The 12,458-nt window shown below is 47.5% G+C and carries 12 protein-coding genes; 5 read left to right on the plus strand and 7 right to left on the minus strand.

What is annotated here, in order from left to right; genetic code table 11:
* Nucleotide 1 precedes the first annotated feature (1 nt).
* Nucleotides 2-1,180, minus strand: coding sequence for an acetyl-CoA C-acyltransferase (locus FEN17_RS24625; RefSeq protein WP_138368076.1), 1,179 nt, complete (start codon nucleotides 1,178-1,180; stop codon nucleotides 2-4).
* A 159-nt stretch (nucleotides 1,181-1,339) separates the two neighbouring features.
* A complete protein-coding gene (locus FEN17_RS24630; RefSeq protein WP_138368077.1) occupies nucleotides 1,340-1,573 on the minus strand; it encodes a PspC domain-containing protein in 234 nt (77 codons plus the stop codon).
* Between the two features lie 308 nt (nucleotides 1,574-1,881).
* On the opposite strand from FEN17_RS24630, the gene secA reads away from it, so the two are divergent.
* Both secA and FEN17_RS24640 read left to right on the plus strand, forming a co-directional pair.
* Nucleotides 1,882-5,223 carry a preprotein translocase subunit SecA gene (gene secA / locus FEN17_RS24635; RefSeq protein ID WP_138368078.1) on the plus strand — a complete coding sequence of 1,114 codons (3,342 nt, stop codon included), beginning with the start codon at nucleotides 1,882-1,884 and terminating at the stop codon, nucleotides 5,221-5,223.
* Between the two features lie 185 nt (nucleotides 5,224-5,408).
* Nucleotides 5,409-6,068 carry a phosphatidylserine decarboxylase family protein gene (locus tag FEN17_RS24640; protein ID WP_138368079.1) on the plus strand — a complete coding sequence of 220 codons (660 nt, stop codon included), beginning with the start codon at nucleotides 5,409-5,411 and terminating at the stop codon, nucleotides 6,066-6,068.
* Here FEN17_RS24640 and FEN17_RS24645 read toward each other — a convergent pair.
* Nucleotides 6,060-6,680 (minus strand): rhomboid family intramembrane serine protease, encoded by a 621-nt coding sequence (locus FEN17_RS24645; protein ID WP_138368080.1) that lies wholly within the window; start codon nucleotides 6,678-6,680, stop codon nucleotides 6,060-6,062. The genes FEN17_RS24640 and FEN17_RS24645 overlap by 9 nt on opposite strands.
* A gap of 23 nt (nucleotides 6,681-6,703) precedes the next feature.
* Nucleotides 6,704-7,678, minus strand: coding sequence for a polyprenyl synthetase family protein (locus FEN17_RS24650; RefSeq protein ID WP_138368081.1), 975 nt, complete (start codon nucleotides 7,676-7,678; stop codon nucleotides 6,704-6,706).
* Nucleotides 7,679-7,779: 101 nt separating this feature from the next.
* Between FEN17_RS24650 and FEN17_RS24655 the strand changes: the two genes are divergently transcribed.
* Entirely contained in the window at nucleotides 7,780-8,610 is an 831-nt protein-coding gene (locus FEN17_RS24655) for an aminotransferase class IV (RefSeq protein WP_138368082.1), read from the plus strand.
* A gap of 56 nt (nucleotides 8,611-8,666) precedes the next feature.
* Here the strand turns inward: FEN17_RS24655 and FEN17_RS24660 are convergent, their stop codons facing one another.
* The 3 genes from FEN17_RS24660 to FEN17_RS24670 form a co-directional block, all read right to left on the minus strand.
* A complete protein-coding gene (locus FEN17_RS24660; protein WP_229208981.1) occupies nucleotides 8,667-9,524 on the minus strand; it encodes a hypothetical protein in 858 nt (285 codons plus the stop codon).
* Nucleotides 9,525-9,657: 133 nt separating this feature from the next.
* On the minus strand, nucleotides 9,658-10,677 hold the full coding sequence (thiL, locus tag FEN17_RS24665) for a thiamine-phosphate kinase (RefSeq protein WP_138368083.1): 1,020 nt from the start codon (nucleotides 10,675-10,677) through the stop codon (nucleotides 9,658-9,660).
* Between the two features lie 78 nt (nucleotides 10,678-10,755).
* Complete coding sequence (locus FEN17_RS24670) at nucleotides 10,756-11,211, minus strand: hypothetical protein (protein ID WP_138368084.1); 456 nt, start codon at nucleotides 11,209-11,211, stop codon at nucleotides 10,756-10,758.
* 136 nt (nucleotides 11,212-11,347) lie between these two features.
* Here FEN17_RS24670 and FEN17_RS24675 point away from each other — a divergent pair, with 136 nt between their 5' ends.
* Both FEN17_RS24675 and FEN17_RS24680 read left to right on the plus strand, forming a co-directional pair.
* A complete protein-coding gene (locus tag FEN17_RS24675) occupies nucleotides 11,348-11,590 on the plus strand; it encodes a cytochrome b5 domain-containing protein (protein ID WP_138368085.1) in 243 nt (80 codons plus the stop codon).
* Between the two features lie 6 nt (nucleotides 11,591-11,596).
* The gene (locus FEN17_RS24680) at nucleotides 11,597-12,448 is read left to right on the plus strand and encodes an N-acetylglucosamine kinase (RefSeq protein WP_138368086.1); all 852 of its coding nucleotides are present in this window, start codon (nucleotides 11,597-11,599) and stop codon (nucleotides 12,446-12,448) included.
* Nucleotides 12,449-12,458 lie beyond the last annotated feature (10 nt).

The raw sequence follows: 12,458 nt of genomic DNA on the forward strand, positions 1-12,458 counted from the left end.
CTTAATTAAGCCTTTCGAAGATGCCTGCAACACCCTGGCCGCCGCCCACGCAGGCTGTGACCATGCCATATTTCTGATTTCTGCGCTGCATTTCATTGATGAGCTGTACCGAAAGTCGGGCGCCGGTAGAGCCTAATGCATGTCCCAAAGCGATGGCACCGCCATTTGGGTTCACGATTTCCGGATCAATGCCCAGCTCCTGGATCACCGCCAGCGACTGGGCTGCAAAAGCCTCATTCAGCTCAATTTGCTCAATATCTTCTAGTTTTAAACCTGCCTGTTTCAATGCCAGCGGAATAGCCGCTACCGGCCCGATCCCCATAATTCTCGGATCAACACCTGCCGTCGCGTAAGATAACATTTGCGCGGTCGGTTTCAGATTCAGCTCATTCACAAGCCTTTCCGACATGACAACCACAAACGCAGCGCCGTCGGAAGTTTGGGAAGAATTTCCGGCTGTGACGCTGCCGCCCGCCGCGAAAACCGGTTTTAGTTTGTTCAATGCTTCTACGCTGGTATCCGCCCGCGGGCCTTCATCCTGCGAAATCACCGTTTCCTTGGTTTTTTTCTTGCCGGACGCAGCGTCAAAATAGGTTTCCTTTACAGTTACGGGAACAATGCCATCTGCAAACCAGCCTTCTTTTTGCGCCCGCAAAGCTTTTTGATGAGATTGATAGGAAAACTCGTCCTGCTTTTCTCTTGATATATTAAAATCCTTCGCTACCTGTTCGGCGGTAAGTCCCATGCTGAGGTAGTAGTCCGGATTGGTATGCGCGATTTCGTAGTTCAATGCTGTTTTCCAGCCCATGGTAGGCACCAGCGACATAGATTCTGTCCCGCCGGCAATGATGCAGTCGGCCATCCCGGCATGTATTTTCGCCGAAGCCATCGCGATCGCTTCTACACCGGAGCCGCAATATCGGTTAATGGTTATCCCGGAAACATTTTTAGGCAGCGCCAGCAAAGCTACATACCGGCCCATTTGCATTCCCTGCTCAGCTTCCGGCACCGCATTTCCGACGATCACATCATCGACACGCGCAGGATCGAGTGTTGGTAATTTTTCCAGCAAATGTTTGATAACCGCCGCGCCGAGGTCGTCGGGACGTGTAAAACGAAACCCGCCCCTGGTCGCTTTTCCGACAGCAGTACGGTATCCAGCAACGATATAAGCATTCATTTTTGATGAATTTAGTCAGATGAAAATGATTGGATAAGCGCTGATAGTATGCAAACATACTATTGGTAAAAGTAGCGAATATGCCTAAAACAACAAACCGCCGGAATTTGTTTTCCGGCGGTTTGTAACTACCAATTTGCTGATGGAATAATGAATTTTTTATGAAGGAATTTTACTTTCTTCCCATGTTTTAGGGCGTTTGGCGATGTCGGGCATCACAATCCATAAGATGATATACAACAAACCTACGTGGAAAGGGATTGGGATAAAAATGGCCATCACGAGTAAAACGCGGATGATCGAAACGTCGATCTGAAAGTGATCTGCAAGTCCTGAGGCAACGCCACCAATCATTTTGTTGCTTGTGTTTCTGAATAATCTATTGTGGTTCATGGCTATATCTGTTTTTGTTTCTCTTTTGATGAATCAAAGGTACTAGGCATTGCATAGTAGTGGCAACTTTTCTTTATAAGCGGTTGAATGCCGGTAGAACGGGTTAATTTTGCTTTTGGAAAATAGAAGTAAGGAGAATCCGCAATTAGAAGCGCATTAGGATTCTGAAAGATGTTGCGCAATACTATTCGCAATGAATTACCTTTGGCTACTGAAAATTACGGCTTTGCTGACAATCTGACATTTAGAGGGCGGCAGGCGTAATATTTTTTAAAGAAATTGATCGGTTAAAAACATACATTAAAATCATGTTTAAATTATTTTCAAAGCTGTTTGGCACAAAATCAGAGCGGGATTTAAAAGAACTCGTCCCGTATGTTGATAAAGTAAATGCCGAATACGCATTGCTGGCCTCCCTATCACACGACGAACTTCGCGCCCAAAGCGAAGATTTAAAACAACTGATCGTCAGCAGACTTCAATCCATCGACGACCAGATTGCAGGTCTGAGACAGCAAGCCGCCGATGAACCCAATGTTGATAATAAAGAAGCGATCTTTAAAAGAATAGATGTACTGGAACTGGACCGGAACAAGGAGCTTGAAAAAGTTCTGCTGGAAATTCTTCCAAAAGCATTCGCGATCGTAAAAGATACCGCCCGCCGATTCAAGGATAATGATCAGATCGAAGTAACCGCCAGCTATTTTGACCGGGAAATCGCTACAAAAAAATCGCACATTTCTATCAGCGGCGATAAAGCCATTTGGAATACAACCTGGGACGTAATTGGCCAGCCGATCAAATGGAGCATGCTGCATTACGATGTGCAGCTGATAGGCGGTGTTGTTTTGCACCAGGGTAAAATTTCCGAAATGGCAACGGGTGAAGGTAAAACGCTTGTGGCAACCCTGCCTGCCTTCCTTAATGCACTCGCAGGCCGCGGCGTACACATTGTAACCGTCAACGATTACCTCGCCAAACGGGATGCCGAGTGGAATGCGCCTCTTTTTGAATTCCACGGCATGAGCGTCGATTGTATCGACCGCCACCAGCCCAACACCATCGCCAGAAGAAATGCTTACAAAGCGGATCTGACGTATGGTACCAATAATGAATTTGGTTTTGATTACCTGCGTGACAATATGTCACGGACTACTGAGGAGCTGGTTCAGCGCAAGCACCATTTCGCGATGGTCGATGAGGTTGACTCCGTTTTGATCGATGATGCACGTACGCCTTTGATCATCAGCGGGCCGGTTCCACGCGGCGATGAGCAGGAATATCTGGAATTAAAACCCCGCGTTTCGAAAATCGTGGAAGCCCAGAAAAAACTGGCGATGGATTTTCTGAATGATGCCAAAAAGAAAATTACTTCCGGGGATAAAAAAGAAGGTGGATTGGCATTGTTCCGCGCACACCGCGGTATGCCGAAGTATAAGCCTTTGATCAAATACCTCAGCGAATCGGGTATCAAGGCTTTAATGCAGGAATCGGAATCGATCTATCTTGCTGAAAACCAGAAGCTGATGCCGGTTGCCGACGCGCCGCTTTACTTCACCATCGACGAGCGTCACAATAGCATTGAATTAACCGAAAAAGGGATCGATTTCCTGACCGGGGAATCGGAAGAAACCAATTTCTTTATCCTGCCTGATATCGCCGTCGATCTGGACGCAATTGAAAAGGATACTACATTGAATGAGCACGACCGCGTCATTAAAAAAGAAGCGCTGATCCGTGATTATTCTGTAAAAACAGCCCGTATCCACACGGTAAACCAGCTTTTGAAAGCATTTACGCTTTTTGAAAAAGACGTGGAATACGTGATCATGGACGGAAAGGTAAAGATCGTGGACGAGCAAACCGGCCGTATCATGGACGGTCGCCGTTACTCCGACGGGTTGCACCAGGCGATCGAAGCCAAGGAAAACGTACGCGTGGAAGACGCCACGCAAACTTACGCGACCATTACCCTGCAAAATTACTTCCGGATGTACCACAAGCTGGCCGGTATGACCGGTACGGCCGAAACGGAAGCAGGTGAATTCTGGGAAATCTACAAACTTGATGTTGTGTCGATCCCAACCAATGTTACCGCCGTCCGTAAAGACCAGGAAGATAAGGTATATCGCTCAGTTCGTGAGAAATACAATGCAGTAACCGACGAAATCGTCGAGCTGGTGGAAGCCGGAAGGCCGGTACTTGTGGGTACGACTTCGGTTGAAAACTCCGAGATTATTAGCCGGATGCTGACGCTTCGCAAGATTCAACACCAGGTTTTGAATGCCAAGCAGCACCAGCGCGAGGCGGAGGTGGTGGCCGAAGCCGGTAAGCCGGGTACTGTGACCATCGCTACCAACATGGCTGGTCGTGGTACCGACATTAAGCTGACGCCTGAATCCAAAAAAGCGGGTGGTTTGGCAATCATCGGTACCGAGCGTCACGAAAGCCGCCGCGTCGACAGACAGTTGCGCGGTCGTTCCGGACGTCAGGGTGACCCGGGTTCATCGCAATTTTTTGTTTCTCTGGAAGATAACCTCATGCGTCTGTTCGGTTCTGACCGGATGGCGAAGGTGATGGACCGGATGGGGCTGGAAGAAGGCGAGGTGATCCAGAGCAGCATGATCACAAAATCGATTGAACGCGCTCAGAAAAAAGTGGAGGAAAACAACTTTGGCATGCGTAAACGTCTTCTGGAATATGACGACGTGATGAACTACCAGCGGGATGCGATTTACACCCGCCGCCGTAATGCACTGTTCGGGGAACGTTTGGCAGTTGATATTGCCAACACATTATATGATGTGAGCGACGAGCTGGTGAACACCGCAGGCACCTATGCCGAGCTGGAACTGGCTGCGATCACCACATTGGGCATGGAGCTGCCTTTTAGTGAATCGGAGTATGGTTCGTTGAAACCTTCTGACCGCTCGCAGAAATTGTACGAAGCTGCCGAGAAGCAGTACCAGGAAAAAAATAATGCGATCGCTCAGAAAGCATTGCCAGTACTTCGTTCGATCCACTCGGAGCGTGGCGCGACGATTTCTGAAATTATGGTACCGTTTAGCGATGGTATCCGTCAGGCTGGCGTGGTTGTAAACCTTCAAAAGGTACTCGACAACGAAGGCAAGGAAATCACCCACGAAATGGAAAAAGCGATCGTGCTATCACTGATCGACCAGGAGTGGAAGGAACATTTGCGCGAAATGGACGATTTGAAACAGTCCGTGCAGAATGCGGTTTTCGAGCAGAAAGATCCTTTATTGATCTATAAATTCGAATCTGTTGAGCTTTTTAAACGGTTCCTGAGCAAGGTGAATTTTGATATGATCTCTTTCTTGATGAAAGCGGATATCCCTCAGGAAGAAGCGGTTCCGGCTACGGCAGTCCGCCAGACAGTACGTAAACCTGCACCAGCGCCAGAGCTGCATACCAACCGTGAAGAAGATTTCGATCTGGAACCAGACATGCCCGGCGACTACGCACGTCCTGAATCGACCACGAAGGCTCAGCCGGTTCGCCAAATCAAAATCGCTGACCGCAACCAAAAAGTCTCCGTCCAATACCGCGACGGCCGCATCCTACGCGACGTGAAATTCAAAAAAGTGGAGCAGGAAGTGAAGAATGGGGAATGTGTTGTGATTGAGTAACGTACGAAAAGTGATTTTTTTAATGGTCATTTGTGGTCATTGATAGTCATTTGTTGTTAGGAATAGTCAAGTGTGGTCAGGTGTTGTTTTTTTAAATTCAAAACAATACCTGACCACACCTGACAATAAATGACTACAATGACAAAAAATGACCCGACATCTAATTCCAAAGTACCCCAAAGCCCATGAAACTGCATAAAGAAGGATTTACGATTTTGGTAGTTACTGCTATTATTCTGATACTTATAAATTTAGGCATACATTATCTGCTTCCCGATGGTCACTGGATTCCCAGATTGGTCCTGATTGGCAGCATTATCATCTTTTTTCTTTTCGCGCAATTTTTCAGGGTTCCTGCCAGGAATGTGCATAAGAGCGACCGGCAGATCGTCGCACCCTGCGATGGGAGAGTGGTTGTAATCGAAGAGGTGGTTGAAAATGAATATTTTAAAGGGCCTCGCAGGCAGATCAGCATTTTCATGTCGCCGCTGAATGTGCACGTCAACTGGAACCCGGTAAGTGGGGTTATTCAGTATTTTAAATATCATGCAGGACTCTATCTGGTAGCCTGGCATCCAAAATCAAGTACTGATAATGAGCGTACTACGGTGGTAATTCGTACTGTGGAAGGTATTGATATTTTGTTTCGTCAAATTGCCGGAGCCGCTGCCCGCCGCATTCGCTGGTACATTAAGGAAGGCGATAAAGTGGAGCAAAGCACCGAAATGGGCTTTATCAAATTCGGCTCACGCGTAGATATTTTCGTTCCGCTCGATGCCGAAATCAAAGTTAATTTGCAGGATAAGACAGTCGGGAGTGTGACTGTGCTCGCGGAATTAAAATAGCCGCCAGGTTAAAATCTGTTCGAAAAACTGCGGCACGGATGATGGATAAACCAGCGCCATAAATACCAATCCGAAAATCGCCCCATACATGTGAGCGCTGTGGTTCACGTAGGTCATTCCGCGCCGGCCTTCCCAAAATGAGTAGGCAAGGTAGAGTAGGCCAAAGATGAACCCAGGCATACAGATGAAGAAATAAAGGCAGATACTCATCAGCGGAGCGTACAGGATCGCAGCGAAAAGTACCGAAGAAACGCCTCCGGAAGCGCCTAGCGAGTTGTATTTGGAGTTATTTTTATGTTTGAAGAATGTTGGTAAATCAGCCACGGCGATTCCCAGAATATATAGCACCAGATAATAAAAAGTCCCGCTGGCGCCGAACAACATTCCAAAAAGCCGCTCAATCCCTTCACCTACAAACCACAAGCTCAGCATATTAAAGATCAGGTGCCCGAAATCGGCATGGACAAAGCCTGAGGTGACAAAGCGGTAGTACTCGTTTTTCTTGGCAACACGGTACGGGTTAAAAATCATTTTATCCATGAACCCGTAGTTATTGAATGCGTAATAACTGATTCCCGAGGTGATAATGACCAGTATGAGGGTAATTGACATAAATTTTTAGCGATTTAAAGTTCTTATTTCTCCCGCTCCACAAGCTGCTGCACGAATGTGAGCAATGCTTCTTTACGGCTGTTCTCCACTTTCAAAGCATGCAGACTAGCCAGTCCGCGCGCAAAATATTCGTTGATCTTTTGTTCCGTAAACTCCTTGATACCAAGTGTTTCATAAATTTTTTTGACAGCCTCCACTTTCTCATCATTGTCAAAAGTTTCCAGCGCGATCCACTTTTCCAGTTCTGTTTTCAATGTTCCCTCTGCCTTAGTAAGCGCCTCGATCAGCAGGAAGGTTTTTTTATTGGCAATAATGTCGCCGCCTACCTGTTTTCCAAATTTGGAAGGATCACCAAAAACATCCAGCAAATCGTCTTTTAGCTGAAAGCCCAGACCCATATTTTCTCCCGCAGCATATAGTAGTCGAACGGATTCTTCATCTGCTCCACCCAAAATCCCACCTAATTCCAGCGCATATCCCAGCAAAACCGAGGTTTTCAGGCGGATCATGCCAATATACTCTTCTTCGGTAACATTGCTGCGGGTTTCAAAATTCATGTCCAGTTGCTGGCCTTCGCAGACCTCCGCCGCAGTCTGATTAAATCGATGCAAAATTTGCCGAAACTGGTCTTTCGGAATGTCCAGCAGCAGATCATAAGCGCGGATCAGCATGACGTCGCCGGATAAAATCGCGGTATTCGCATTCCACTTTTCATGCACGGTCGGCTTGCCGCGTCTCAGTGGCGCACGGTCCATAATGTCGTCGTGCATCAATGTAAAATTGTGAAAAACCTCCACCGACATCGCCGGTTTCAGCGCAAGCGACAAATCATAGGAGTAAATGGAGGCAGCCAGCAATGTCAGCAGCGGCCGGAAACGCTTGCCACCCAGCGACATAATGTACCGGATAGGCTCATACAACTCAGCAGGTTCCTCGCCATAAGAATGATTTTCAAACTCATTTTGAAGGATTTGAAGCAAATGTTCTGGTTTATTCATTCCTGGCTAATAGCAAAGGGACTTTTGAAAGAGGCCTAAAATTAACTGATATCTTCAATAACTTTGAGCGCAATCAAATTTTAGCTTAAAAACACACCGCAATGCCTTTCCACCAATATTTCAACGGAGAAATCCTCCCCATCGACCAAAGTATCTTTAAAACCAACGACCTCGGATTACTGCGGGGCTATGGTTTGTTCGATTATTTCAGGACTTATAATGGGTTGCCTTTTCGATGGGATGATTATTGGAAGCGGTTTGAGAACTCGGCACGGTTACTGAAATTGCCTTTGTCGGTTTCACAACAGGAGACGGAGAAAATTCTGGCGGATCTTTTTGCGATGAGTGGCGAGCAGGAAGTGGCATTCCGGTTCGTGCTGACGGGCGGCTATGCGCCGGATAGTGTTAATGTTGTGGAGCCTAATTTTTTGATCCGGACGGAAGCCTTGCCGCAAGATAACCCGGCCGGAAGATTAAAAGGCATCAAGGTGATTCCTTATGAATATGTCCGCGATCTGCCCGAAATCAAGACGACCAACTACGTCCACATGGTTTTGATGGCCGACGAAATGAAGCGCCAGCAAGCCGCCGACCTGCTTTTTCACAAAGACGGCGAAGTCAGTGAGCTTACGCGGAGCAACATTTTCATTTTCCAGGGAGATAAGCTGATTACCTCCGACCGCAACATTTTGAATGGCATTACCCGGCGCGTTGTGCTGGAACTGGCGCAGCCGCATTTCGAGATCGAAGTAAGGCCGGTGACTTACAAGGAGGTAGTCACTGCCGACGAAATTTTTACCACCAGCACGACCAAGTGGGTGATGCCCGTCGTGCAGATCGGCGATTTGCCAGTACAAGATGGATTAGCTGGAAAACGTACATTGTTTTTGCAAAAATTATTTGAAGAACTGGTGGCCGACTGGGGCAAATAAAAAAGTGATGACGCCCCACGCATCACCACTTTTAAACTCAATTGTAACAAGTCGGCTTATTTAGGCGCAAGTGGTGAATCTTTGTTGACGATCGGCCATACGCCCGGTTTTGGAACGCTCACTCCTTTTGTCATGCCCGGAGTCATCGCGTCTGGTCCAAAATAGTACAGCGGCCAGCCTTTGTAAGTCAATTGTTTTTTACCAAAAACCGTAATGCTGCCGAAATCCGCCTTGTTTAATGCTGAGGGAAGGTCAGAAATTTCCGCAGAATAAATCGGCCAGCTTGCATCGTGTGTCGCATCATTGGTTGTGAAATTGTTAATTCCTGACGAATCCCTCGCGAAAGCATACAATGTTCTGCCCAGGCTATCTACCAGGAATTGCGTTTCGCCGGTACCTTCTGTCAGGTCCGCTTTGTACGATTTTCCGTCCAAACCTACCAGCTGCGAATTTTCCAGCATGACGGTATATTTGGTTTTGGCCACATACCACCGCGTGCCTACGCCCTCACCTTTGGTATCCCCTGCCACAGCGTCATCTTTGTAGTAGTACAGCGGCCAGCCTTTGTAAGTAGTCTGGGTAGCGCCGTCTGCGCGGGTGATCGTTTTGAAATCCGCCGCATTCAAACCTGCATCAATTTTCGCGGTAGCGGGAGCAGAAAAGATCGGCCAGGTAGTGAGGCAGCCGCCTGTACATGCCGAAACCCCGCCCACGTCTTTGGTAAAGAAATACAATGTTTTTCCGTCTTTGTCAGTCAGGACTTTGCCCAGCGTCCCGGCATCTTTGAGCTGGACATCATTGGGCACAACAACGGGATCAGGAGTGGTGTTATCATCGTCATCGGAGCAGGCAATACTGACCGACATCAGGAATCCCATCGCCACCAGCATACGGGAAATTGAGAAAACTTTCATGGGATTTTTAAAATTATTGTTAGAGATGAATTGAACTGACCAGAATACGACCGAAGTTTTCGCAAGGTTGCGCGGCCAACAAAAAAGGCACGACCGCCGGGTCATGCCTCTCTGAAAATCGATCTGGAAAATGTCAGCTCCAACCCTGCGCCGTGATCGGTACGCGGCTATCGGCCTTGGTATGCAGCACAATTTCATCCCGCTTATCCGTCATATAGCCGATGAAAGTAATTTTCGGATTGTTCTTGATGAGCTCGTAGGACGCCTGGGAAACCGTAAAGAGCAATTCGTAATCCTCCCCACCATTCAGCGCAGCGGTCACTGGCCCGATGTTCAGCTCCGAAGCCGCCAGAAAAGTCTGCTCGTCAATCGGCAATCTTTCTTCAAAAACGACCGCACCAACGCCTGACTGGGCACATATATGCAGCAAATCCGAGGCAAGTCCGTCGGAAACGTCTATCATGGAAGTCGGGATGACACCTGCTTCCGCTAGTTCATAAATCACATCCATTCTGGCCTCGGGACGCAGCTGGCGCTGCACCACATAATCCTTGCCTTCGAGCTCGGGCTGCATTTGCGGATTGGCCAGAAATACCTGTTTTTCCCTTTCCAGGAGCTGCAAACCAAGATAAGCGCCGCCCAGATCGCCGGTTACGCAGAGCAGATCATTCGGTTTTGCGGTGCTGCGGTAGGTTACTTTCTCTTTTTTTACTTTTCCAAAAACACTTACCGAAATCATCAGTCCCGAGCGTGACGAGGAAGTATCGCCGCCGACCAGGTCCACATTAAAATCTTTGCAGGCAATGCGGATACCTTCATACAATTCGTCCACTGCCTCGACGGAAAACCGGTTGCTTAATGCCACATTCACAGTTACTTGCTTTGGGATACCGTTCATCGCGGCAATGTCTGACACATTCACGGCGATGGCTTTGTAACCCAAATGTTTGAGCGGGAAAAAGGTTAGGTCGAAGTGTACGCCTTCCAGCAGCATATCGGAAGTAAGCAGGCCGTATTCTTCGCCGGTATCGATCACCGCGGCATCGTCGCCGATCCCGGTTATCGTATCAGGTAGTGTTGTTTTTGTTGCTTTATTTATTCTTTGTATCAGCCCGAATTCTCCCAGGCTGCTTATTTCAGTTCTTGTTTCCATGGTGCAAAATTAGCCAAAAAAAGCGAAGCCACTTCCCGCAAGAAATGGCTTCGCTCTTGATATAAAAAAGATAAAAATCTATGGATTTGTCAATGTGTATTCGTTGATCGTACCGCCTGTTTTTGGGCTGGCAGTCAGACGTGTCAATACCACTTTGGCGTCTTCCAGGGAAGTGATCGTGTATTCAATTGTTCCTCCTGATCCGGTTGGCTGCGGGGTTAAGCCGCTCAGTACCAATTTGGTATCACCGTTCAAGTCCCACGTTCCTGTAAAAGTATTTCCGTCAAATTCTGTCAAAGAAACAGTTTTGGTACCGGAAGTATTGGTCAATGTTAACCTGAAATTGGAATAAGCAGGTGTTGTGTTGCTGGATCCGCCTCTTGTATAAACCACCGTGCTGCCATGCTTCACTGATTCTGCCGTCCAGGCTTTGGCGATACGTTCGGAAACCGGCTTTACTTTCGTTTTACAGCCTGCTACAAATAGTGTGAGTGCCAATAATGTACACCAAATCAGAGAGTAACTTTTTTTCATATTTCTTTTTCCATGAATTTCTTACAGAACGCCAAGTTCTTACTTTTTAGTCTTATTATCAAAATATTCGCCCAACATCGTTTTTAATTTCAGCCGTAAAAGGCCTTATCGCTAAATTGCCCGCAAAAAGCATCGGATGAAAGAATACACAAGGGCACAGCTGGCACTTCGGAACGGGCAGGACCGGGAGGAGATCTGGTGTGCCTATAAAGGCATCATTTACGACGTAAGCGCCTCACGCTTATGGCGCAACGGCCACCATTACGAACATTGGGCTGGCCAGGACCTGACCAAAGAGCTGGGCGACGCCCCGCATACGGACAAGGTTTTTGAGCGGTTCAATGTGATCGGAAAACTTTTGAAACCCGAAGGCAGATAGCGCATCATGACATTCAAATCGACATTAATCGCCGACAGCGGATCTACCAAAACCGACTGGGTATTACTCACGCCAAACGCTGAAATGCACCAGTTTTCTTCGGCGGGTATCAATCCTTTTTATCAGACGGCGGAGGAAATTATTCCTGTTTTGCAGGAACAAGTAGTACCTTACATTCAGGGGGATATCAGTGGAATTCACTTTTTTGGAGCGGGTTGCGCGGATGAAAAATCGAGCAGGCCGGTTTATGATGCTTTGCTGCATTGTGTTAAATCTGCCGGGTTCGTGGAAATAGCCTCGGATATGCTGGGTGCGGCGAAAGGTTTGTGCGGGCGTGAGGCTGGTCTGGCCTGCATTTTAGGGACCGGTGCTAATAATGCATTTTATGATGGTGAAAAAATCGTGAAGTCCATCGGCTCGCTTGGGTTTTGGCTGGGCGATGAAGGCAGCGGATCATATTTAGGAAAAACGCTGGTCGTGCAGTATTTGCAAAATGACCTGCCCACCGATCTGCATGAAAAATTCGCGGCGGCTTATCCGGAAATCAACCGGCTGACCGTTTTGGATCATGCTTATAAACAACCGTATCCAAACCGCTACTTTGCTGGATTTTCCAGATTTATAGCTGAAAACAGACAGCATGAGCACATTCAAAACCTAGTCAGCGATGCATTTGGGCTTTTTATCAAAAAATATGTGTTAAAGCATCAGGACGCGGAAAAGTACCCCGTGCATTTCACCGGCTCGATCGCTTATCATTATCAGGATACGTTGCGCACCGTGCTGAAAAATCAGGGTTTGACGGCTGGAAATATTTTAAAATCACCGCTGGAAGGCTTGGTACGGTATTATTCATGAATTGTTAAAA

Origin of the sequence: Dyadobacter luticola (assembly GCF_005860805.1) — a bacterium.
In the GTDB taxonomy this organism is placed as follows: domain Bacteria; phylum Bacteroidota; class Bacteroidia; order Cytophagales; family Spirosomataceae; genus Dyadobacter; species Dyadobacter luticola.